This is a genomic window from Pontibacter sp. HSC-36F09, from assembly GCF_024171605.1.
Taxonomy (GTDB): domain Bacteria; phylum Bacteroidota; class Bacteroidia; order Cytophagales; family Hymenobacteraceae; genus Pontibacter.
In genome coordinates this window covers 676,287-699,371 of the sequence record NZ_JALKAA010000001.1, presented here as the reverse complement: position 1 = coordinate 699,371, position 23,085 = coordinate 676,287, and the positions used below count along the sequence as shown (strand labels likewise).

Annotated in this window: 26 protein-coding genes; 7 read left to right on the top strand and 19 right to left on the bottom strand. The window is 47.1% G+C overall.

The genetic code is table 11. From position 1 onward, the window contains the following. Positions 1-55 precede the first annotated feature (55 nt). The 4 genes from L1278_RS03200 to L1278_RS03185 all read left to right on the top strand — a co-directional run bounded on the left by L1278_RS03200 (position 56) and on the right by L1278_RS03185 (position 2,795). A complete protein-coding gene (locus L1278_RS03200; protein ID WP_253401019.1) occupies positions 56-367 on the top strand; it encodes a helix-turn-helix domain-containing protein in 312 nt (103 codons plus the stop codon). Further along, a complete protein-coding gene (locus L1278_RS03195) occupies positions 364-897 on the top strand; it encodes a hypothetical protein (protein WP_253401018.1) in 534 nt (177 codons plus the stop codon). The genes L1278_RS03200 and L1278_RS03195 overlap by 4 nt, the downstream gene beginning before the upstream one ends. Positions 898-931: 34 nt before the next feature. Further along, the gene (locus L1278_RS03190) at positions 932-1,861 is read left to right on the top strand and encodes a phage/plasmid replication protein (RefSeq protein WP_253401017.1); all 930 of its coding nucleotides are present in this window, start codon (positions 932-934) and stop codon (positions 1,859-1,861) included. A 349-nt stretch (positions 1,862-2,210) separates the two neighbouring features. Beyond that, positions 2,211-2,795 carry a hypothetical protein gene (locus L1278_RS03185; RefSeq protein WP_253401016.1) on the top strand — a complete coding sequence of 195 codons (585 nt, stop codon included), beginning with the start codon at positions 2,211-2,213 and terminating at the stop codon, positions 2,793-2,795. A gap of 134 nt (positions 2,796-2,929) precedes the next feature. On the opposite strand, the gene L1278_RS03180 is transcribed toward L1278_RS03185, so the two are convergent. Further along, on the bottom strand, positions 2,930-4,018 hold the full coding sequence (locus L1278_RS03180; protein WP_253401015.1) for an acyltransferase: 1,089 nt from the start codon (positions 4,016-4,018) through the stop codon (positions 2,930-2,932). Between the two features lie 883 nt (positions 4,019-4,901). Here L1278_RS03180 and L1278_RS03175 point away from each other — a divergent pair. The 3 genes from L1278_RS03175 to L1278_RS03165 all read left to right on the top strand — a co-directional run bounded on the left by L1278_RS03175 (position 4,902) and on the right by L1278_RS03165 (position 8,530). Beyond that, positions 4,902-5,960: an acyltransferase gene (locus L1278_RS03175; RefSeq protein ID WP_253401014.1), complete on the top strand. Its 1,059-nt coding sequence runs from the start codon at positions 4,902-4,904 to the stop codon at positions 5,958-5,960. A gap of 117 nt (positions 5,961-6,077) precedes the next feature. Continuing rightward, positions 6,078-7,154 carry an acyltransferase gene (locus L1278_RS03170; RefSeq protein WP_253401013.1) on the top strand — a complete coding sequence of 359 codons (1,077 nt, stop codon included), beginning with the start codon at positions 6,078-6,080 and terminating at the stop codon, positions 7,152-7,154. A 278-nt stretch (positions 7,155-7,432) separates the two neighbouring features. Beyond that, positions 7,433-8,530: a hypothetical protein gene (locus L1278_RS03165; protein ID WP_253401012.1), complete on the top strand. Its 1,098-nt coding sequence runs from the start codon at positions 7,433-7,435 to the stop codon at positions 8,528-8,530. A gap of 126 nt (positions 8,531-8,656) precedes the next feature. On the opposite strand, the gene L1278_RS03160 is transcribed toward L1278_RS03165, so the two are convergent. The 18 genes from L1278_RS03160 to L1278_RS03075 all read right to left on the bottom strand — a co-directional run bounded on the left by L1278_RS03160 (position 8,657) and on the right by L1278_RS03075 (position 23,009). Beyond that, positions 8,657-8,938, bottom strand: a complete 282-nt coding sequence (locus tag L1278_RS03160) for a DUF4242 domain-containing protein (RefSeq protein WP_253401011.1) — start codon at positions 8,936-8,938, stop codon at positions 8,657-8,659. A gap of 297 nt (positions 8,939-9,235) precedes the next feature. Continuing rightward, positions 9,236-10,561: a rod shape-determining protein RodA gene (gene rodA, locus L1278_RS03155; protein WP_253401010.1), complete on the bottom strand. Its 1,326-nt coding sequence runs from the start codon at positions 10,559-10,561 to the stop codon at positions 9,236-9,238. Positions 10,562-10,564: 3 nt separating this feature from the next. After that, entirely contained in the window at positions 10,565-12,397 is a 1,833-nt protein-coding gene (mrdA, locus tag L1278_RS03150) for a penicillin-binding protein 2 (protein WP_253401009.1), read from the bottom strand. Then, the gene (locus L1278_RS03145) at positions 12,394-12,918 is read right to left on the bottom strand and encodes a hypothetical protein (RefSeq protein WP_253401008.1); all 525 of its coding nucleotides are present in this window, start codon (positions 12,916-12,918) and stop codon (positions 12,394-12,396) included. Before L1278_RS03145 ends, mrdA begins: the two co-directional genes overlap by 4 nt. Beyond that, positions 12,911-13,774 carry a rod shape-determining protein MreC gene (gene mreC, locus L1278_RS03140; protein ID WP_253401007.1) on the bottom strand — a complete coding sequence of 288 codons (864 nt, stop codon included), beginning with the start codon at positions 13,772-13,774 and terminating at the stop codon, positions 12,911-12,913. The genes L1278_RS03145 and mreC overlap by 8 nt, the downstream gene beginning before the upstream one ends. A gap of 9 nt (positions 13,775-13,783) precedes the next feature. Further along, positions 13,784-14,809 carry a rod shape-determining protein gene (locus tag L1278_RS03135; RefSeq protein WP_007652384.1) on the bottom strand — a complete coding sequence of 342 codons (1,026 nt, stop codon included), beginning with the start codon at positions 14,807-14,809 and terminating at the stop codon, positions 13,784-13,786. Between the two features lie 412 nt (positions 14,810-15,221). Next, the gene (purH, locus tag L1278_RS03130) at positions 15,222-16,745 is read right to left on the bottom strand and encodes a bifunctional phosphoribosylaminoimidazolecarboxamide formyltransferase/IMP cyclohydrolase (protein ID WP_253401006.1); all 1,524 of its coding nucleotides are present in this window, start codon (positions 16,743-16,745) and stop codon (positions 15,222-15,224) included. 50 nt (positions 16,746-16,795) lie between these two features. After that, positions 16,796-17,383: a phosphoribosylglycinamide formyltransferase gene (purN, locus tag L1278_RS03125; RefSeq protein WP_253401005.1), complete on the bottom strand. Its 588-nt coding sequence runs from the start codon at positions 17,381-17,383 to the stop codon at positions 16,796-16,798. A gap of 82 nt (positions 17,384-17,465) precedes the next feature. Further along, the gene (locus tag L1278_RS03120) at positions 17,466-17,921 is read right to left on the bottom strand and encodes a DUF1801 domain-containing protein (RefSeq protein WP_253401004.1); all 456 of its coding nucleotides are present in this window, start codon (positions 17,919-17,921) and stop codon (positions 17,466-17,468) included. A 131-nt stretch (positions 17,922-18,052) separates the two neighbouring features. Next, positions 18,053-18,592, bottom strand: coding sequence for a DUF1697 domain-containing protein (locus L1278_RS03115; protein ID WP_253401003.1), 540 nt, complete (start codon positions 18,590-18,592; stop codon positions 18,053-18,055). A gap of 60 nt (positions 18,593-18,652) precedes the next feature. Next, positions 18,653-19,069: a hypothetical protein gene (locus L1278_RS03110; protein WP_253401002.1), complete on the bottom strand. Its 417-nt coding sequence runs from the start codon at positions 19,067-19,069 to the stop codon at positions 18,653-18,655. Between the two features lie 86 nt (positions 19,070-19,155). Further along, positions 19,156-19,659, bottom strand: coding sequence for a PaaI family thioesterase (locus tag L1278_RS03105; protein WP_253401001.1), 504 nt, complete (start codon positions 19,657-19,659; stop codon positions 19,156-19,158). Between the two features lie 60 nt (positions 19,660-19,719). Next, positions 19,720-20,163, bottom strand: a complete 444-nt coding sequence (locus L1278_RS03100; RefSeq protein WP_253401000.1) for a Fur family transcriptional regulator — start codon at positions 20,161-20,163, stop codon at positions 19,720-19,722. A gap of 369 nt (positions 20,164-20,532) precedes the next feature. After that, on the bottom strand, positions 20,533-21,378 hold the full coding sequence (locus tag L1278_RS03095; protein ID WP_253400999.1) for a geranylgeranylglycerol-phosphate geranylgeranyltransferase: 846 nt from the start codon (positions 21,376-21,378) through the stop codon (positions 20,533-20,535). A gap of 112 nt (positions 21,379-21,490) precedes the next feature. Continuing rightward, on the bottom strand, positions 21,491-21,685 hold the full coding sequence (locus L1278_RS03090; RefSeq protein WP_076669063.1) for a cold-shock protein: 195 nt from the start codon (positions 21,683-21,685) through the stop codon (positions 21,491-21,493). A 117-nt stretch (positions 21,686-21,802) separates the two neighbouring features. After that, positions 21,803-22,300, bottom strand: a complete 498-nt coding sequence (locus tag L1278_RS03085) for an HAD family hydrolase (protein ID WP_253400998.1) — start codon at positions 22,298-22,300, stop codon at positions 21,803-21,805. 92 nt (positions 22,301-22,392) lie between these two features. Further along, positions 22,393-22,635, bottom strand: a complete 243-nt coding sequence (gene iscX, locus L1278_RS03080; RefSeq protein ID WP_188500466.1) for a Fe-S cluster assembly protein IscX — start codon at positions 22,633-22,635, stop codon at positions 22,393-22,395. Between the two features lie 44 nt (positions 22,636-22,679). Continuing rightward, the gene (locus L1278_RS03075; protein ID WP_188500465.1) at positions 22,680-23,009 is read right to left on the bottom strand and encodes a 2Fe-2S iron-sulfur cluster-binding protein; all 330 of its coding nucleotides are present in this window, start codon (positions 23,007-23,009) and stop codon (positions 22,680-22,682) included. Positions 23,010-23,085: the final 76 nt, after the last annotated feature.

Here is a 23,085-nt window from a genome sequence, read left to right as displayed (position 1 = left end):
ATCATGATATTTAAAGGTAGGCCTACCATTTCTTCAAACATAAAATTTGTAGACAATGGTAAAACAAGAACTAACAGTAGAGGAAAGACTGAGGAATATAGAAACATTACTCCTTTGCCAAAAGATAGTATTCAATTTTGATGAAGTGGCAGCCTATACAGGGCTATCCAAAAGCTACCTGTATAAGCTAACCCACACCGCCCAAATACCCCACTTTAAGCCACAGGGGAAGCATATCTATTTCAACAAAGTAGACATAGACCAATGGCTGCAAAGAAACCCTGTAACGCCTGTAAATGCTGATGAGATAGAACAGCAGGCAGCAACCTATGTGGCACTTAAGAACATGGGGAGGGCTAAGGCATGATAGCGGCATACTTTAGATTTGAGAACCTGCCAGATCAGGTAAAGGCTAAGTATGGTATTAGAAGTAAAGCCCGCTTAGACTGCACAACCCACGCCAACACTAAAGGCTATACAGGGTTGATAGATTTTATAAACGCCAAAGGGCAAATGTACCTGTTTAAGATACCTGCCAGAGAGTTTGTAAAGACCAATAGCAAACGCCTGGCAGAATGGGCACTATCCAACGGTAAACTAAACCTATCCAGCATCTACTTTGAAGATGTAGACTTTCCTGAGTATGGCTATGGATACCCCAACGCTAACAGACTCCTGAGCAATGGCACAGCCAACCCGCTATTCCCTTACAGGAATGACTGCTATCTGTTCATCACTAATCAGGATCTAACCTTAGTAGAAGTGTTTATAATACTTAATGGCAGGAACCTTATACCTGGCTACTATCAAAACCTAATAGATGGAGCATTAGACAGCGAGATAGAACAGCTAAGGGCACAGGCTAAGCCGTTCTTTGACTATGGTATTTCCTTATAGTAAGTAGTACAGATTTATACTTTTTATAAACGCTATGTACTGTACTATAGGCCAATTCCTAGCAGTGGATATGATAGGCGGTTCTGTTTGGGACTGCCTGTCATATCTGACTAACCTATCAGAGAACTACAGGCAGGACACAGGCAAAACTTATATTACTGGCAATGCTGGTAATTTAAGGATAGGCATATCAGAGCATGGGGTAAGTATCAAAGGAAGTCTAGCTAAGTTCTACTTAGGCACTAACCTGCACACCCTAACCCGCTCAGATAGTAAAAGGGCCTTTGAACTGATGGCAGACACGCTACACCTGCCAGTATATAAGGCAAAGGTTACAAGAATGGATGTAGGGCATAACATCATGACAGAATATAAGCCTGAGCTGTATTACCCTTATCTGGGCCAAAGCCCAAGGTACACGCGCCTTACCCAGCCTACAAGCATAAGCTATCAGAACAGCCAAAGAAGCATAAAGGCATACAACAAGATAGCTGAGATCAAAAAGAACGGGGTGCCTATTCCTGATGTGTTCAGGGGTAAGAACCTGCTCAGGTTTGAGGTAAGCTACACGGCCCGCCTGCCTAAGCAGTTTAATCAGGCGGTAATAACACCAGATACACTGACAGATGAGCGGTTTTACATGGGCATGTATGACCGTTGGTACAATGAATATGAAGCAATACACAAAGTAGGACTTACTCTAATGGATACAAGTAAGATAAACACCCCAAAGGATTATACAGATCAAGTGCTAAGGCTGGTAGTACAGGAAAAAGGCTTAGAAGCCTTCTTACACCATATTGAGGTAATGAAAGAGCAAAAGGTCTTTAAACACAAGAAGTATTACACAGACCTTAGAAACATCTTTAAGGGCATGGCAATGGCTCAGAGTATTGCAGAACAGCCTGAATTGATACAGGAGCTTAACAGCAAAATAACAAAGGCAAAGCAGTACTACCGCTAAGGGGTAAGTTAGAGCATGGCAGCCCCTTACAGCGACCGCTTGTTCCTATACTTTACATGCTGGCAACTAAAAGGTGAAAGGGGGTAGGGCCTAGTAAATCCTTAAAAGTTATTCAGTTACAGCGACCGCTTGTTCCTGAAAAAAAACCGCTGCCAATTTAAAGGTAAGGGGGGTATGCTGAATCCTTTGGCTATACCAAAACAGCGACCGTTAGCCCCTAAAGTGGGTTTGCATGCAACTAAGAAAGAAAAAGTAACTAAGTAGGCTCCTTAAAAATGGCCTGTTATTAAGCCCTGTTTATCCTGCACATTCCCTAAAGATTTAGGTTTCATTTCAAACCCATACCCTTATGCCAAAGCCTTACACATTCCCGACCTTGTTTGATGAGGTTAATACAGTATCGATATCAAACCTTAACAGATGGGGCTATCTTAAGCCCAACCGTTACCGATCAGGCACTATTACATGGAGTAAGAACGGTTCAGTTTACAGCAGCATAGGTATAGCTGTTAGCACCCTGACAGATAACCCTTACCTGGAACTGAGTTATACCTATGGGGATAAGCCTGTAAAGTACAAAGTGGAACTTACAACCGTTCCCGCCAACATTGGCAAAGGTGAGGTATGGTACTTTGTTTGTCCTAGCACTGGCAAAAATTGCAGGATACTTTACTCAGTTGGGGCTCTGTTCCTGCACAGGTCTGCCTGTAAAGGCTATATGTATGAAAAGCAGACATACAGCCAAAAGAACAGAGGCATCATGAGAATGTATGAAAAGCTGTTCAGTTCTGACAAAGTGTATGAGGAGCTATACAGCAAACACTTTAGAAGAACCTACAAAGGAAAGCCTACCAAACGATTCCTAAAGCTAATGCAGAAGATCAGAGAAAGTGAGCGCGCGCCCTATACTGAATCTGAGCTGATGGTAATGTAATGGCAGGAACTACTAGAGAAAACTAGAGAAAACTAGAGTTTTAGAAGTATATAGAACATTAGGATTAATATAAATCGGCTGACAAAGAGGGTACAAATACCTTTGTCAGCCGTTTTAAAATCTTTGTGAATAAATCAGTTCTTAGATTCAGCTACAGCCATATTTGTAGATGCTTTAGCTCGAGCAGGTAAGAATTTACCTTTAGCCTTTTTCAGTAGGTATTCCTCAAATATCTTGCTGTAAATCACACCAGAAAGGCAGCATATTATGAAAACGGCTACAAAGACAAATGCTGAATATAGCTCACCCGAGTATTTAGGGAACAGTCTCACAAGAATGCTTATTTCTGGATTATGGACCAGGTAAATTGAATAAGAAGCATTCCCTACTGCCATCAGCAAGCTAGACGATTTGATTCTATCCAAAGCGGTGTTGATGCTGCCCAGTATCAGGAAGAAGAAGCTTACAGCGAACACTAAGGTAATAGGCAATTGCACCCCCTGCCATTTCAAAATCACTGCTGCCGTACACACCAAAGCAGCCACAGCAAGAAACGCCTGCTGCCCGGCTAATTTAGTTTCCTTTACCAAGACAGCCAGGTAAAAGCCCATGATAAACTCTAGGTTGTAAACAGAGGCAAAAAACTTCAAGACAGGTATGCCATCCCAGGCTGTACCGGCATGCAGCCAATTCAGATAGATGATAACCCCTGCCCATACAGCAGTAAAAATATACCAGCCTCTCTTTGTGTAAAACCAGATGAGAAACAACAGGTAGAATATCATCTCATGTACCAGTGTCCAAGCCACTGACAAAGCGGGAGGGCCATCTGGAATAAGCGTTAGCGAAGTAAGCAAGCTTATGTCTCTGTTACCCTCAGACATATTAGGAAGCAAGCTGTACAAGAGCAACATAGCTATACCGATGGGGAGGTAAGGAATGTAAATTCTAAACACCCTATTTAAAAGATAAGACTTATTGGTCTCAAAGCTAGCTGACTTGTTATAGCAGGAATATGTAATAATGAAACCAGATAGGACAAAGAAGAAATCTACACCATGTTTGCCCAGACCAGCAACAAAAGAAATAGTGCTATTATCCAGTCCAAAGAAATAAGTAAAAGAGGGCCATTGGTGATGAAAGACTACCATCAGAGCGGCTATACCCCTGAAGATTTGAAGTGAATTAAAGAAACTGCCTTTTTCTTGTAAAGCAACAGACATATAAGAATTGTTTTCAATTGTAGATTAGCATGTAAAAGTAAAGTAATTCTGTTTAGTATCACTTTAATTATCATACTCTTTATAGTTGTTTCCAAAACAGCAAACACTTTAAAAGGCAATATGCGGGTAGGACTACCAAGAGGTTCTTAAAGCTGATGCAGTGGATTAGAGAGCCCTATTGATGAATATGAGCTAATGTTAATGTAATGGCAGGAACTACACGAGAAAACCAGAGTTTTGGGAGTATATAAACCTGACAGAACCTAACATTCCCGCGCGTATAGCAGAACTACATAAAACTACACATTGGGAGGGTGTAGAACCTGAGAAAACCTGAGATGAAACAGAGTTAAGCTACTTCTAACGGGGTAGCTTTTTTGTTAAGCTTTCCTTATTCAATGTCAGCAATAACAGTGAAATAACAGTGGATTTTCAGCTTTACCGCCTGTTAGTATTCCCGTGCGTGCAAGGGTTTGGGCTTAATGTTTTCTCGCGTTCATATTTTCAGAATTGGAAAGAATAGGCAAGGGAGCCGCCCCACTAGGCTTGTTAAGGTTTCCCGTGCGTATAGAGAGCTTAGCTAAGATTACCAGAATAGCAGGAAGCATTTCAGAAAAACCAATGCAGGCAAGCCTACTAAACGGTTTAGCAGAATAATGCAGAAGATTAGGGAGAGTGAGGGGATGAGTTATTTTGATAAGCAGAGGCTGCTGGATTTGTAACAAGTGCAAGTAAAGCGGACTCAAAATGTTCTAATTACAATTTGTAGATATAAGTAATGGCATGACTATGAGTATGTAGTAGACACCATATTAACAAGCACTTGACTGATAGCTTGTATTTGCATTGTCAATAATCTAATTTCGTGTTTTACTTATTTTATATGAAGCAAAGGCTACAGGAATTAGATGCATTAAGAGGATTCGCAGCACTATCAGTGGTGCTCTTTCATATCACAATGATCCGTAAAGATCTCTATTTACAGTTCACCTATGGTGTAACGGGGGTAGACTTATTCTTTATTATCAGCGGATTTGTGATTTTTCTTACTATTAACAGAACTACCCACTGGAAAGATTTTGTATTGAATAGATTTATTCGCCTCTATCCTACCTACTGGCTTTGCGTGTCTTTTACTGTTTTCCTCGTGTTAGTTGTCAAGCTGTTTACTGGACAAGAAGTTAACCAGCTTTTGCCTCAGTACATTATTAATCTATCTATGTTTCAGCATTATTTCAATGTCAAAGACTTAGATGGGTCTTATTGGACATTGATTATAGAGATGCTATTCTATATTGCTATACTTTTTATATGGGTGGCAAAGAAAATAGAACGCATAGAGGTAGTTGGGTACGCTGCCTTAGGGTTAGTTCTTATCGATGATATTATAATAGAACAATACGTGCCTTCTCTGTATAGGTCTATTGAGGCATTATTGCCTATCCTTAAACATTTACCAATGTTCCTAGCAGGCATATTGTTCTACAAGATTAAGTTTGAAGGGGAAACTAATCAAAGATATTTTGGGTTAGCCTTCTGTTTTGGGGCAGCACTGGTTTTAGCAGATGACTTGTGGAGTTCGGCCGCGCTCAGTCTAATAGAATATGGCTCCATCATTTTCATCTATTTTGTAGTATGGTTACTATATGTTAGAGATAGGCTAGGCTTTATTGTTAGCAAGCCTGCACTATTTTTTGGAAGGATATCCTATAGCCTTTACTTAATACACCAGTTTTTAAGTATCGGAGTAATAATTCCTTTCATGACTAACCGTTTGCATCTGAATTTTACTGCTGCAGCATTAACGGCCTTAGTTGTATCTATTGGTATAGCCTCTTTTATTACCATTTATTTTGAAGAGCCTGTTATAAAAAGATTGAGGCAAAAGGTGAAAGAGAGAGCTGCTTTAAGAGCAGGAAAAGCCTCTGCTGTTAATATTTAGTTTATTCACTTCAAGTTAAAAAAGGCCATAATATTTTTTCAATAATATGAATATTTTGATACTAAATGGAGAATACCATCTTACTCATATATAATAACTTCCTAAAGCAATCCATACATGCTAATAAAGGCTAACCAAGTCAAAGGTAGTACTATTGCCTCAGGCGCTGCAGTAACCCTTCCCAAAACAGGCCCTAAGGAAAAAAGGAATGTATCAGTTGACGTATTAAGATCATTTTCTATGATCTTGGTGGTGCTACTGCATATAGCTGCACCATACGCAACCAGTGGACTAGAAGCCCAGGAATTTAATTCAGCCTTTTGGATAGGCAATGTGCTAAATTCCTTCTGTAGAGTTTGTGTGCCGCTTTTTGTTATGATCAGTGGGGCGTTTCTCTTGGGGCGGAACGAGCCTTATACTTTTTTCTATAAGAAAAGAGCAGCCAGGGTACTATGGCCTTTAACTTTCTGGAGCGGGGCATATGTATTGTACTTGTTCCTAATGCAGTATGTTGGTTCAGGGGAATTGGTATTGGCTCCAGTTATCAATAGGATTCTGATTGGAAAGCCTTTTTATCACTTGTGGTACATATACATGCTGATAGGGCTTTATCTTGTGACGCCGGTTGTAAATAGAGCCATACAAACCTTAGAGTTGGAGGAAGTGAAAAAAGCAGCTTACATAATGTTAGGTGTCGGGTTTTTGATAAACCTCTGGAATGACTACTTTAAGAATGACTCAATATTTATCCTTTGGTTTGCTGAGTACATCGGGTACTTTCTGATGGGCTATGTTATAGTCAATAGCCAAAAAAGATGGGGTAGCATAAGCCTTTTAGCTGTATATGTGGTGTCATCTGTTTCAATAGCCCTACTGGCCTATTTTTTCAGGAACCCCCTGTTTTACAATTACCTCTTTCCTTTGGTTATAGTAGCTTCCCTGGCGATCTTCAAATTGTTTTCTCAGAGTAGTTTTCAAGCTAACTGGCTTTCAAGGTTCTCCAAATTGACGTTGGGCGTTTATCTTATACATGCGGGAATTCTGGATATCATACGTCTCTTAAGAGAGAGGCTTGAATTGACGACTGGCTTTACCTTGCCTGACGTTCTGATAAAGTTCTGCCTGGTCTTTGGGATTTCTTTGGCCTTGGCTAGCCTAATCAGCCGGGTTCCAAAGCTCAACAAAGTCATATAGCACCACCTTAAACGCGCGTTATTTGCAGATGCCTTTTCTAATTTTGTAACCAGTTTGTAACTAGTTACTTGAAGGGGTGGATTAACCAATTGATTTTCAGCACTATATAGCAAGGGCTAAATACACGCTCCTGGTACTAGAATAAACTGTAGAAAAGCCTTTGTAACGGAAATTACAGGGGCTTTCTTGTTTTGTGAAGCTGTATCTTTGTATACCTAAACCAGCATTTCAGTAAGGGTAAGTTCAGTATACCTCGATAACAAACAGCATTACAACCCATGCCCGCAGCGCCCAGCGACTTCTTCAAAACTGAAAGAACTGCCTCAGAGATCAAAGCTGAGCTGTTGCCTCGTTTGTTTGAGGTATGGATGGCCACTATACTGCAGCAGCCGGATAAGCCGCTCGCCCCTATACCTTTCATTGACTTGCAGGCCGGGTTAGATAGCAACGAGCCAGTGCCTGCCGCCTTGCAGCTGCTGCGGCAGGTATACAAAAGCACCGGCTCCCGACTCGATCTGAACCAGTGCATAAAAACGATCTTCTATGATGCTGAACAGCCTGCCCTGGCTGAACTGCAGGAGCGGGTAGAGCAACTGCCGTTCTACCAGGATCTGCTGCACCCGCCGGTTATGCTGCTGGCAGAGCAAATCCTGGATGCGGAACGATCAGCCTTTACTTTCCTCAATCCGGTTGAGGAAGCTTATTCACAGCAGTTCCTACTACAAGCTATCCAGACCAAAGCTTCGGATTTGCTGATGCTTTTCAACCCAAAAGCTTTGGAAGCCGCGGTGAAGAAAGCTAAAGCTGATAGTTTGCTTCAGGTAATTTTGGGAGAGCGACTGGAGCAGATCAAAGGCTTTTACAAGCAGAACAGGAACGCTGACCGGCGGGAGGCGTATTTGCTGGACTGCTTTGAAGAAATCTTCAGCAGCAAAGGCTTCTATACCTTAAAGTTCAGGGTAAACCATCCGGACAGGAAACAAACCAATCAGTACCTCGTCCTTGCTTCTACATCAGCGCAGGCCTATATCAGGCTAAAGGAGCTACTGGAAGGGTATAGCGACTACCAGGAAGACGGGGTGCCGCTCTTCGGCGCTAACCTGCAGGCGCAACAAACGGTCCTGTTTCATGAGCACTACAGGTTCTCGATTGAAAGTCTGATGAAAGATCTGGTGCAAAATGCCCGGCTGTACAATAACATGGCCTTGCAGCAGGTATACGAAAAACACAGTGTTGGCACCCACTACAACTTGGAGAACTACAAGCAGGCCTATGAGCGGCTACTGAAAAAGGGGGCGGTACGCTTCATCAACCCCAAAACCGGCCATGCTATTAGTAAGCCGACCTATACCTCCAAAATCAGGTATAGCCTTTAGGGTAGTATAAGGTATAAAAGACAAGGCTATACCTATTGCCAGCATACACCAGCACCCCATCCTTTGAGAGAGGCACAGCGGTTCCCTGGCAGCTCTGGTTTAGGGCAAAAGGCACACCTGCACTTTCTAAACCGTAGGTTCTGCGCTGACCGGATCTATCATGGCATACACTCTTTTCACAGAGTTTGCCGGGAAGCCGCCTTGCTTTGCATGTTCCCGCACCATTTCCTCATCTGGCGCATTGTAAACACAATAGATCTTGTCATCCGTCACGTAGCTGTGTACCCACTGTATTTTTGGGCCCATGCTATCCAACACGCCACAGGAAGTCTGTGAAATGGACTGTAACTGTTCCTGCGTTAAATTACCGGCACCCGGAATCTCTCTTTCGATTATATACTTAGGCATATTGTTTTTATTTAAAGATGGCTACATGTTTTGTTTCAGGCGATCTCTGCCTGCCGCAATAGTTGGGTAGGTGACTACCTAGTGCTAACGGGTTGTGTTTTCAATAGGCTGAGCCAAACAGCGGCAATTTAGTAAACGACATATTTTACAGGACTAAGCCAACCCAGGTCATAAGGAAGAGGGGAGTTCTCCAGAAGTTCCGGTAACAGAGAGGGCAATTGTAGAGTCCGGTAAAACATCAAGCGCGTGCAGAACTTCTGCACGCGCTTGATGTTGAATGGCTTTTAAGAATAAAGTTTACCTTACCAACTCCCTGTTCCTGTTCGCATCAATAGCCAGCAGGATGAACAGCAGGATAGTGAACGACCACAACGAAGAGCCACCGTAGCTGAAGAAAGGCAGCGGTATACCCACCACGGGCGCCAGGCCGATGGTCATGCCCACGTTGATGACGAAGTGAAAGAAGATAACCGACACCACGCAGTAGCCATAGGTGCGGCCGAAGACGGACTTCTGCCGCTCAGCAATGTAGACGATGCGCATCATCAGCAGGAGAAACAGTGCAATCAGGATGGTGCTGCCTACCCAGCCGTGCTCTTCGCCGATGGTACAGAAGATAAAGTCGGTGCTTTGTTCGGGCACAAAGTCGAACTTGGTCTGCGTCCCCTCCAGAAAACCCTTGCCCCAGAAACCGCCGGAGCCAATCGCAATCTTTGACTGCGTCACGTTCCAGCCATAACCCAGTGGGTCCGCCTCCGGATTAATCAGCGCCTTGATACGGTTTTGCTGGTGCGGCTGCAGGACGTCGTTTACGAAGTAGTCTACACTGAACACCATACCTACTACCAGTACAAAAAGCGCGATCATGGTTTTGAAGCGGCGCATGAGGCGGTAATCCAGGAACATAGCCAGGCCCATAAGTGCGGCGATACCGATGAGCAGGTATAGCTTTGGCACAAGCAATGTCAGAATGAAAATAGCCGCGGCAGAACCACCGATGATCAGGATAAGTGGCGACATGCCTTCGCGGAAGAATGCCAGAATGAAGGAGCCAAACACGAGGGCCGAACCTGTTTCGTTTTGCAAAATGATAATGACAGCGGGCAGGAATGTAATGGCAGCCAGAACCATCTGGTCCTTCATCTTTTGTTGCCGCAGGCTCACCTGACTCAGGAACTTGGAAATGGCGAGCGCAGTGGCAAACTTAGCTAGCTCTGCAGGTTGCAGGCGAAAACCTCCTCCCAAATCGAGCCAGGAGCGTGAACCTGCTACAGGGTTGGCTACTGCCAACGTAAAGAGCAGCAGGAGTATAATGCCGCCATAAATGGGAAAAGCCAGGTGCTCGTATACCTTATAATCGACTACGAGCAGCACAATCATCAGAATCACACCGGTGGCAATAAACGTAAGCTGCCTACCCGAGTTAATGTCGAAGCTAAATATGTTCACCACATTGTCAGGGCTGTACACCACGGCGTAGATGTTCATCCAGCCCAGCGCCACCAGCACAAAGTAGATCAGCACCATAAACCAGTCCAGGTTACCGAAGACGCTAGTTGACTGGCGGCGGCTGCTAGGCTGCACGATCTTTCCTCCTATCACGCGATGTTGTGCTGTTGGCATACCTTACTTCGATCTAATATTCAAATACTCCCGGCTCAATACCCACTTCTCCTGGACTTTGAGGGCAGAGATAGTGTCAGTCATGTACTTCTCTATCATCAGGCCGGCAATCGGGGCGGCTGACTGGCCTCCCCACTTGCCATGCTCCACGTAGACGGCGATCGCAATCTTAGGATCTTCCTTCGGAGCGAAGGCCACGAACACGGCATGGTCAGGTCCCTGCGGGTTCTGGGCCGTACCGGTCTTGCCGCAAACGGTTATACCTATTTTATCCAGGCTGGCCTTGCGGCCTGTACCGGCGCGCACCACATCGGCCATACCGTCTATGATCGGGTCATAGTGATGTGGCTTCACGGAGGTATAGTGGCGCTCCAGATTTTCTGCCAACGGCTTGCCGTCTTCGCCTATCGAGCGGATCAGGTGCGGGGTTACGTAATAGCCCTTGTTGGCAATTATGGCCATAAAGTTAGCCATCTGCAGCGGGGTCACGCCCAGTTCGCCCTGCCCAATGCTGAGCGAGTAGATGGTGGAGTATTTCCAGCGGTTCTTGCCATACACGCGGTCATACAGGTCGGTGGAGGCTATGATGCCTGCCTTCTCTCCAGGTATGTCGATGCCCAGTTTTTTGCCGAAACCAAAGGTGAGTACATGCTCGCGCCAGTCCTTGAGGCCCAGTGCGGTGTCGGTGAACGTGTTCTTGGACTTGCCCTGGTTGATCAGCGCCTTGTAGGCCAGGAAGAACCAAGGGTTGCAGGAGTGCTGCACCGCGCCGTGCAAGTCAAGCGGGGAGGGATGCGGGTGGCAGTTCACCAGCGACCTATTACAGGCAAAGCGGGTGTTGGGCGTAATCACACCTTCCTCGAGGGCAATCAGCGCCTGCGTTACCTTAAAGATAGAACCCGGCGGGTTCTGGTCGGCCATGATCGGGCGGTTGAACATGGTCTTGTCCGGGTCCTGCAGCAGCTGCATGTAGTTTTTGCCGTAGTCTTTGCCTGTGAACAGGTTCGGGTCGTAAAAGGGCGCTGAAATGTAAGCCAGGATCTCACCGGTCTTGGGCTCAATGGCCACGATACTGCCTTTGGCACCGTTCATCAGATGTTCGCCATAGGCCTGCAGATCGAGGTCGATGGTGCTCACCATGTTCTGGCCTGCTATGGAAAGCGTATCGTAGGCGCCGTCTTTAAAAGAGCCTTTGTCGATGCCGCGCACGTTCACCATTTTGTACTTGACGCCGCGCTTGCCCATCAGGTACTCCTCATAAGCCATCTCTATACCTGCCTTGCCAATGTAGTCGCCGGGGCGGTAGCCTGCGTAGGTGCTGTCCTCTAGTTGTTTCGGGCTGATTTCGGCGATATAGCCCAACGCATGCCCCAAACTCTGGTGCGGATAGCCACGAGCGGTACGGGCGTTGATGTAAAAACCTGGGAAGTCGATCAGGTTGTCCTGAATATGGGCAAAGTCCTGGGTACTCAGCATCTGCTGAAAGATGGAAGGTTTCACCCAGGAATAGGCACGGGCTTTTTTGAAACGCTCTCGGGCATCCTCCAGTGGGATGTCGAGCATGTTAGCCAGACGCAGCGTATCGATGTTGCGGGCCTCTTTGGGCACGATCATGAGGTCGTATACGGGTGTATTCTGCACCAGCAGTTCGCCGTTACGGTCGTAAATCAATCCCCGGAAAGGATACTGGATAACGGTCTTGATCGCGTTGGTTTCGGCAGCCTGCTTGTAGCTGCTGTCCACTACCTGGATGTAGAAAAGGCGCAAGGCGTATACCACCCCCACCACCAGGAAGATTGCTTGTATGACGTATTTTCTGTTTTCGAGGTAATTCATCTATTCGCTCTCTTAAGGGAGAAGAACAGTAACTGCAATATAACCATAACAACCCCCGTGAACAAGGTGCTCAGCAGTATTTTGGGCACTGCTGCTGATAACCCCTCCAGGCTGAAAATCTCAAGGAGGAACACAGCCGTATGGTGCGCCAGGATCAGGGTGAGGGCGTACGCCAGAAACCAGCGCCAGCCCATGATGTGTATGTTCACGGAGTCATTCGTATCGTAACCATCACGCGGTGTGAGAAGGTTCAATATCATGGGTCTTAAATAAGCCAGCAGCACACTGGCCGCTGCGTGTATGCCCATCGTGTCATAAAAAATATCAACTGCAAAGCCCGCTATAAAGCCCAGGAATAGGAGCAGGACCCGGTTCATCTCAAGGGGCAGGAAAAGCAGAAAGGCAATGTAGATAAAGCTGAAGCCAGTACCGAAAAGCACCAGATTGTCCATCAGCAGTATCTGCAAGGCCACAAACACCACAAACTGCACGATATGTCTTATACCTAGGCTGTTATTCATGAGGTAGTATTCCTGCTTCTGTTTCAAGGGAGTCCTGTTCCGGGCGTCGCAGATTTTCCACAACATATACATAAGAGAGCTGAGCGAAGTCAACAGAGAGTTGTACCCGGATGGTATAAAAGCTCTTATCCAACTCGCGCTCTACCTCGCTGATCGTGCCGATCTTGATTCCTTCCGGGAACACCGTGTTGAAGCCGCTCGTCACCACGGTATCGCCGGGCTCGGGCTTTACGTGAAGCGGGATGTAGTCGAGCAGGGCCGTGCGGTAGTCGCCACCCGTCCACTTAATGGTGCCAAAGGTATTGTCCTTCTTGATCTTGGCTGAAATCAGCATTTGCGAGTGCAGCAGTGACGTAACAGTTGCATAGCGCTGCGACACGGTTTTTACGCGACCGACAGCCCCATTCGGGGAAATAACGCCCATGCCTGGTTTCACACCATCCTGGCTGCCTGCTGACAGCGTCAGGTAGTTGTTGGTGCGGCGAATCGAGTTGTTGATAACACGACCGGCATGCAGAATGAAAGGTTCTGACTTGGCAGAGTCTGTAGCTGCAAAATAGGTCCCGTCAAGCTGATCAGTGCTGTCTGCTTCGGCATCCTGCATGTAGGACATAAGTTGCTGGCGCAGCACGGCATTCTCCTGGGCAAGCGTACTGTTTACAGACGCCAGCCGGAAGTAGTCGGTCACACCACTCTGGAACTCAAGTACCTGCCCTATATAGGTGTTGGCGGAGTTGAACATGGCCGCCCCCTGGTATGTGTTGTAACGCACGATCAGGAAAATGCACAAGGCCTCCAGCAGCACGAATATAAGGAACGCACGGAACCGGTAAATAAATGCAAATAGATTCCGCATGCGGCACTTTTAAGTCAGGAGGACGTTCTTGAAGCCTTCCAGATTTTTGATAGCCGCACCCGTACCGCGCACCACCGCTCTAAGCGGGTCTTCAGCGATGTGGATCGGCAGTTTAGTTTTGGCAGCCAGACGCTTGTCGAAACCGCGAAGCAATGCGCCACCACCTGTCAAGTGGATACCGTTGTCGTAAATATCGGCAGACAGCTCCGGCGGCGCGATTTCCAGCGCTTTCAGTACCGCTTCCTCAATTTTCGACACCGACTTGTCCAGTGCAATCGCGATTTCCTGGTAGGTTACCTTAATTACTTTCGGTATACCTGTCATCAGGTCACGACCACGGATCTCGTAGTCGGCTGGCGGATTTTCGAGTTCTGTCAGGGCAGAACCTACTTCGATCTTGATTTTTTCGGCAGAACGCTCGCCAATCAGCAAGTTGTGCTGGCGACGCATGTAATCCAGAATGTCTTTGGTGAACACGTCGCCCGCAATACGGATAGACTGGTCGCATACGATACCGGAAAGCGCCACTACAGCAATCTCCGTTGTACCACCCCCGATGTCCACAATCATGGAACCAATCGGTTGCTCTACGTCAATGCCTATACCTATCGCAGCAGCCATTGGCTCCTGAATCATCCATACCTCTTTGGCGCCGGCATGCTGGGCCGAATCACGCACAGCGCGTTTCTCCACCTCAGTTATACCTGAAGGAATACAGATCACCATGCGGTGCGAAGGCTGGAACAAACGACGGCCCGTGTCAATCATTTTGATCATACCCCGGATCATCTCTTCAGCGGCGTGGAAGTCGGCAATTACGCCATCTTTCAGCGGACGAATCGTCTTGATGTTTTCGTGGGTTTTTTCGTGCATTTGCATGGCGTTTCGGCCAATAGCAAGTACACGACCCGTGGTGCGGTCCACGGCAATGATAGACGGCTCGTCCACCACAATCTTATCGTTATGGATGATAAGGGTATTGGCAGTACCCAAATCAATAGCAATATCGCTGGTAAGAAAGTTAAATAGTCCCATTCTTATTTTTTGAAGGCGTGCGGCTGCCCAGTTATATTTTTAATATACAATATTTCTAATCAAAAACTAGCCGCAAAATTAGTGATTTTCAGCGGAATTAATAATGCTGATGCAGAAGAGGCAAAAGTTTTCAAAGTTTTTCTTTCCCATATTCCATACAATTCTCTTTGCTGCCTTTCATAACGCATCTCCAGGTATAAAATTGGATAGCAACTATAGTTTGATTTGTTCGGGCAGGTATAGGATTTGCGCTATGTAATCAGGTTGAACGAGGGGATTGCTGCAACGATAAAGGCCTCCCTTTTCATATCTGCTATACTTGCTAAGCAAGAATATTCAGACTTAAAAAAAAGCCCCATCCGGTAAAGAATGGGGCTTTTTGAAAAGCTATACCTGCAACAGGTGCTATACCTTAGTGTTTGAAATGCCGCACGCCCGTCATGACCATGGCCATGTTGTGCGCGTCGCAATAGTTAATCGAGTCCTGGTCTTTGATAGAGCCACCCGGCTGCACGACTGCTTTTATACCTGCCTGGTCGGCGATTTCTACGCAGTCCGGGAAAGGGAAGAAAGCGTCGGAAGCCATTACCGTGTTGCTGATGTCGAAGCCGAAGCTTTTGGCTTTTTCGATGGCCTGGCGAAGGGCATCCACACGCGAGGTCTGGCCCACACCGCTGGAGATCATCATTTTGTCGGTGGCCAGCACAATGGTGTTGGACTTGGTGTGCTTGCATACCTTGGCGGCAAACACAAGTGCTTTTTTCTCCTCAGCTGAAGGCTCGCGCTTGGTAGCAGTTTTAAAATCAGCTTCTGTCTCGGTTTTCAGGTCTTTGTCCTGCTCAATCACGCCGTTCAGCAATGTCTTAAATTGCTTTGCTGGTAGCTCCACTGGCTTCTGCTTTAAGAGAATACGATTTTTCTTGGTGCGCAGCAAGTCAAGCGCGTCTGTGTCGAAATCAGGAGCGATCAGTACTTCGAAGAACAACTTGTTCAACTCTTCGGCAGCACCCATATCGATGGTACGATTCGCGATGATCACACCACCAAATGCTGAAACCGGATCGGTTGACAAGGCGGACAGGTAGGCTTCTTTGATATTTTCGCCGGTAGCGCAACCGCAGGCATTGGTATGCTTCAGGATGGCCACAGCCGGTTCTTCGAATTCAGCGCCCAGTGCCACGGCAGCGTCCACGTCCACGAGGTTATTGTAAGAAAGCTGCTTGCCATTTAGCTGCTCAAACAGGTCCTCCAGCTTGCCGTAGAAAGTGCCCTGCTGGTGCGGGTTCTCACCGTAGCGCAGCGGGGTCGCCTCACGCACGCTCTGCTTGAACACATTGATGTCCTGCTCTTTGCTCAGGTAATTGAAAATGTGTGTGTCGTAGTTAGAAGAGATATCAAAAGCCTTGGATGCGAAGCGTTTGCGGTCAGCCAGCTCCGTAGCACCGTCTTTTTCTTTCAGCAGGTCCACTACTTCGTCGTACTGCTCACGCGACGACACGATCAGCACATCCTGGAAGTTTTTGGCTGCCGCTCTGATCAGGGAAATGCCACCAATGTCAATCTTCTCGATCACATCCGCTTCCGATGCACCTGATGCTACGGTTTCTTCAAAAGGGTATAGGTCCACTACTACGAGGTCAATCGGAGGAATCTCGTACTGCGCACGCTCGGCCAGGTCGCTTTCGTTGGCACGGCGGTGCAGAATGCCTCCAAATACTTTCGGGTGCAGGGTCTTCACACGACCACCAAAGATAGATGGATAGGCCGTCAGGTCTTCTACGGCTACTACGTCAGCGCCCTGCTCTTCCAGAAAAGCCTGTGTGCCACCGGTAGAGTAGATGGTTACGTTGTTTTGCTTCAGGAGCTCAACCAGTGGTTCGAGACGGTCTTTGTAGTAAACCGAAATTAGTGCGGATTTGATTTTGACAGATTGCATAGGTATGGGCTATATAATGTGCTGATTTTTTAAATGTGCTAGTGCTTGATTTACAGTTTCTCCAGGAGCAGTTTTTCAACTACTTCCGGCAAGTACTTGTGCTCGAGTGCAAGGACGCGGGCAGCTAAGGCCTCAGGTGTGTCATCGGGGTGCACCGGGCAGCGCTCCTGCAGCACAAATTCGCCTTTGTCGTACTCCTCGTTTACGCGGTGTATTGTTATACCTGACTCCTTGTCGCCAGCCGACACTACGGCCGTGTGCACGTTGAGGCCGTGCATACCTTTGCCGCCGTATTGGGGCAGCAGGGCAGGGTGGATGTTGATGATGCGGTCCGGGAAAGCCTGCAGGAAGTTCTGCGGCACGAGCCAGAGGAAACCGGCCAGCACAATCAGGTCAGGCTTGAAAGACTGCACCTGTTCTAATACGCTTTCGGAATTGTAAAACGCATCACGGGAAAATAAAAAAGCCGGGACGTGGAAGGTCTCGGCTCGTTTTAGGGCATACGCTTTTGGGTTATTGGCAAACAGGGCGGCCACACGAATGGCTGGGTGGTGCTCGAAGTACTCCATCAGGCGCTGTGCGTTGCTGCCCGATCCCGAAGCGAAAATGACTATATTCTTTTTATCTGCTGGTGCCAAAGGTATAGCTATGGATTGAAACCGCAAATATAGCTGGTTTAGGTATAGGAGTCAGCAAAAACCGGCAGAAAAGGTATGGCTTTTATCTTTTGAAGGTGCAGGTATAGATATCGATCCACTCCTGCGGCGTCATTTTGGAAGCCAGTTCGCCAATCAGCGCGAGCGGTACATGCTCCGGTTTCCGGAAGCGGATACAGCTTTTGCCCATGTCCAGCTTGGTTTTGCTGTGTTTGGGATACTCCTCTTTAAACCAATTCAGCAAATTTTCATTTGCGTAGATGCCCATGTGGTAGACGGTGATGTGGTTCTTCTGTGAGGCAATTCCCATAAAAGGCAGCGGCAATTTCGGATCGCAGTGGTAGCCGGCCGGGTATAGCGTATGGGGCACTACGTAGCCAAGCATGCCATAGCCCATTGCTTCCTCAAAGCCATCGGGTATGTTATTGAGAATCACCTCTCTCAGGTCGTTCATGACTTGCTGGCGCGCTTCGGGCAGCTCGGCCAGGTATAGCTCGGGGTTTGGGGCGGTTGATTGCATATTGGTTGTTGTGGCTTTTTATACTTGTTACTTTCTGTTGCTTGTACTTGTACTACCAGTGCATTACATAGATAAGTGCTGGCGCTAAACAAATAGCAGATTTAAGCACTTTTCAAGAGGCTACCTACTGCTTATTCTTCCTCAGCCCAGGCAATCATTTTGGTAATAGTGTTAAAATTTCGTGTGGTAGCTGCTACCCCCAGTTTCCGTTCCAGGAAATTATTACTGAGCTTGCTGTCGCTGTAGGCCTGGGGTATGAACATGTAGGCTGACATGCCGTCGATACGGAGTTTTTCCGGAAAAAAGTCCTGAGCGAGCAATGTTTCTACCTTTTCATCGGGCGGCCTCTCCTGGAAAGATACAAAAAATACCCGCGCTATGGGGTGCTCTTCTCCCTGAAACGGGTTATTGTCAATCATTTGCCTAAGTTCGTTGCCGGTCCTTACCACAATGGCCAACTCCGGACCGATGTGCTCTTTTATCAGTTGGTGCACCCGCGACTCCAGTTCCTTAGCTGACAAATCGCTTCGGAGCACAACATTCCCACTCTGAATCCAGGTGCGTACCTGCTGAAAGCCGGCATCAATTAGCACCTGCCGCAGCTGCGCCATCGGCACCCTGTTTTTCCCGGTAGGCATCACACCTCGTAGCAGCACAATATATGTCTTCATGATGGCAGGGTAAGGTATAGAATTAGGGCAGAACCTTATTTTATGACAATTCAGGAACCGTTATTTTACCTGAATCTTCTTTTCCGAAAAGAAGACGCGCAGCTCTTCGGCAGCCGGTGCTATCCTGATGACACGTCTTTTTAAACCATTTCTTAGCTTCAAATCCATGAACTTGTTTCCGAACCTCGATTTGAAAGTGACCTGCTCCACCTCATTTAAGTGTACTTCTGATTTGGTTGTTCTAAACAACGACAATACAAAAACCACTAAGTGCCCAATGCCAATCAGTAAACCTGTCCAGAGGAGAAACTCATCGCCTGTTTTTAGGTAGCGGAGAACAGATATGGTCCCATAGAACGTCCAGAGTGCTGATGAAATCATCCGGATGATGTACTCCCTCTTGGCATTGTCCTGAATCCGGATTTTGTCCTCAAGCAATTGCACGGTGCCTTTTTCCAAGGGTAATGATTTTTCCATCGTAGCGTATATTCTGATGTAGCAACTGTATCGTTTAAATATAGAAAATCTTTTATAAACCAGTTGGGTGCTGCCAGGTGCCTGACTTATTTTCTGAGCTTCGCCTTCAACGACCAGGTAAACCGAAACTCCGCTACTTTGTCGCCGGCCTCGTCTATACCTTTGCTGGTGGCTACTACCGTCACGCCTTCGCCTGTGGCTTTGGTCTGATCTGCTACAGCTTTAATCTTCTGTCCGTCTTCGCAGGTGAAGGTGATTTTGCCTACTGCTTTCTTCATAAAATCCGCTTCCAGGTGCACCACCAACATCGACACAGCCGGAACTGACTTATAGGTCTGGGCCATGCAAAGCAAGCCCGTCGAAAGCTCGGCCGCCATGCTCAGACTGGCGAAATAAATTGAGTTGAACGGGTTCTTGTTGAGGTACTTATATGGGATCGTAACCTCGGCCCGCTCTTCTGAAATAGACCCAACCCGCAGGCCAGCCATATAGGCCATCGGCAGCCTGGACAACATAAAGAGCCGCAGTTTGCTGGGCGAGGCGGCAAGCTGGCGGAACTGATCGGCAGCGGTTAAAGTGGTTGCGGGCATAACAATGGGTTGTATACAGGTTTTGCTTACGGATTAAGTGTCAGCAGGTATAGTAAAGGTCTATGCGTGTGCCAGTTGTGCTACCGGTTGCATAACACACCTATCGCACACCCCCTGCACGCAAAACCTAAACTCCTTTACCTGGTAGCCTTCTGGCATGCGCAGCGTCGGTACGTATACCTCGTTCAGGCAGTAGGTGTGTCCGCAGGCAGTGCAGCTGAAGTGAATGTGGTCATGCTGGTGCCGGTGTTTGTTGCAGGCCTGCTGGCAGAGGGCATAGCGTGTAATGCCATCAGTGCTGGGGATGCTGTGCAGCAGACCATGCTCCTCAAAGGCATGCAGGGTGCGGTACAGCGTGACCCGGTCAAACTGTTGGCCGAGCTGCTGTTCTATGGCAGCGTGCGCCAAGGCATGGCGGTGCTCAAGAAATAAACGAAGCACCTCTATACGGCACTTCGTTTTCCGAAGCCCGTAGGCCTCGAGTAACGGGTGAAGTTTGTTCATAAGGTAAGGTAGGTCCGGGTACGGCTATCCGTTGCGAAAGCAAACAGACTATGTAAATAACAAAATGCGCTGCTAAAATGCAAGTCCTATGCCTCCTGCCCCGCTGCCAACGACTGTGCAGTGCTGTTGTCAGGCAATTTGTGCGCAGGTATAGGTATAAGTACCGGTTTCCACCGCTCAAATGATGATGGCGATGGAGGTTTAAAGTGAGTCTCCCTCGTGCATCAGGTTAGGTATAGCACAGTGCTCGTTTCTTCAAAAGAGATAAGCGGAGATAAAGTAGCAGGCAAAAGCTTCATCTTACTCTCACCTTCCGGAAGTATGAATTGAAAGGGAAGGGGCTGATTGGTATACCTGGTCAACCTAGTCTTAATTGATCAAGAGCATCGACAAAATGCCGGTCAGCATAATGAACTTGCCGAGGTTACTTAGGTAAGTGAAGTCACGCTTGCGGTCGGCCCGTACTAGTTTTACTGTCATCCAGATGCTCGGGATCAGCACCAGTAACAGCATGTAAATATCAAAGCCTATACCTGTGACGGGGTGAAAAATGACCACCAGCAGGAAGGCCTGGAAAAGCGCAATAATAGGGTATAGCACGTACTTGGCGCGTCGTATACCTAGCACGATCGGGAGCGTGCGGCAATCGAAAGAGGCGTCGCCGCGTACATCCTCCATGTCTTTGATGATCTCCCGGATAAGCGAAATCAGAAAGGCGAAAACCGCATAGCTAATGGTGATTTTGTTGAGCTTGCCCGCGTAAACAGCTACGACCAGCAGCATGGAAGCCGACAAAAGTGCAATAACCAAGTTGCCAATTAATGGTAATTTCTTTAACTGGTCAGAGTAGCCCCACAGCAGTAAAACCGCACCTATATTGATAAGCCCGACTGGTATTGAAAGGTAAAAACCCAGCGCTATACCTACAAACGAAAGCATCATGTGCGTAAACATAGCCGGACGGCGCCGTATGCTCTTGCCAACCACCACCCGGTCAGGTTTGTTGATGGCGTCGATCTTGATATCGTAATAATCGTTGATGATGTAGCCTGCCGCCGCAATGCACACGGTGGAAAGCGTGAGCACCAGAAATCCGGGCGTGGCTATACCTGCTAAATTTATACCTGCGCTGAGCAAACTAGCCTGCACCAGCGCCTGGCTCAAGAGTATGAGTAGTAAATTAGGGAAACGGATAAGGTATAGGAATTCTTTCAAGACAGGATAACAGGTATAGCCCTTGTAAAGTTAAGGCCAGAAGGTGGCACCTCAAACAAAGGACATAAAAAAACCCCTTGCTGGAAGGGGTTTTCTTGTCGGTGTAGAGCTGTTAGAGGCGCTGTACGTTCACCGCGTTGATTCCTTTTTTGCCTTCCTGCGTATCGAAAGCTACTCTGTCATGCTGCTGAATTTGCAGGCCGTTCAAACCCGTTACATGCACGAAGAAATCCTCATTCGTTTCGTCTTCGGTGATGAAGCCGAAGCCTTTTGATTCAATAAAGAACTTTACTTTTCCTGTCTTCATAAAAATGAAAATAAATAATTTTGAATAAACTGACTGTAAGATTAAAAAATAATTATATATATGCAAATATTTATGTAAAAGAAATTTGCTATTTGATTTGAGAAAAGTATAATGCGTTTACCAGGTATCCTGCACCTTCATGATTTTTTCAATCAACTCACGCACAGCGCCCTTACCTCCGTCTTTGGTTGAGATAAAGGTGCAGATCTCACGAATGTCATCGGCCGCATCGGCAGGGCAGGCCCTGAGGCCGCAGCGTTGCATGGCTTCCAGATCTGGCATGTCGTCGCCCATGTAGGCCACTGTAGCCGGGTGCACTCCCTGCATGTATAGGTAATTTTCAAGTTCTTCCACCTTGTCTTCCGCACCCAGGAAGAGGTGCTCAATTTCAAGCTCCTCTAGGCGCACGCGTACGCCCGGTTCGTTTTTGGCGGAGATAATGGCCACGTTGTATCCCTGGCGTATGGCATGTTTAATGGCAAAGCCGTCTTTGATATTAAAGGCACGCACTTTTTCGCCGTCGGCAAATACGTAGAGGGAGCCATCTGTTAATACGCCGTCCACATCAAAAACAAAGGTGTTGATGCGCGTCAGGTCAGGTTGTGTGATAGACATAAGCTAAATGAAAAAGGTCCTTTCTAGTGAAAGGACCTTTAAAAATATATATTTAATTTAATATTACGAATTTTTCAGGGCTGAATATCAGCTTAGTCCTGATTATCGCGCCACTCGTATACCCAGGCCGCCTGAATTTGCTCCAGGTGCCCCTCGTTCGATTCTTCGCGTTTTCCGGCAAAGTTTGGCAGCGTCAGGATCCACTCCAGCAGCTCGGTAAAGCGCACGCGGTAAATTTTTGACTCGTTGAAGTCATCGCCGAATTTCTCGTACAGGGCCATCGCTATATCTTCGTGGTCGCTCCAGTGAATTGGCGGCTCATAATTCTTATCCATGTCTTTTCAAGTTATCTATGTTACTTAAGTTTAATCGCTTCCTCTTAGTGACCCAGGAAGTCCTGCGGTGGAATGGTTACTACAATGTCCTCGTTGCCCTGCATGACGCACTGGCAGCCCAGGCGGGAGTTGATGCGCGGGTCTACGGCGCGGTCAATGTAGTCTTCTTCTTTATCGGAGATCTCCGGCAGGTCGTCCATTCCCGATTCGATGTATACATGGCAGGTACTGCAACCGCACACGCCGCCACAGTTATGTTGTAGCTTGATGTCGTTGTTAAGCGCCACGTCCAGCACCGATTCGCCCTCCACAGCCGGGAGGACCTGATCCGGTGACCCGTCAGCGAATTTGAAAGTTATATTTACAATTTTCATGAGTCTTGCTATTTACGGTGCAAAGTTAGTAAACATGCCCCCCGATTCAAAGCCGGGCGCTTTATACCTCCCTCGA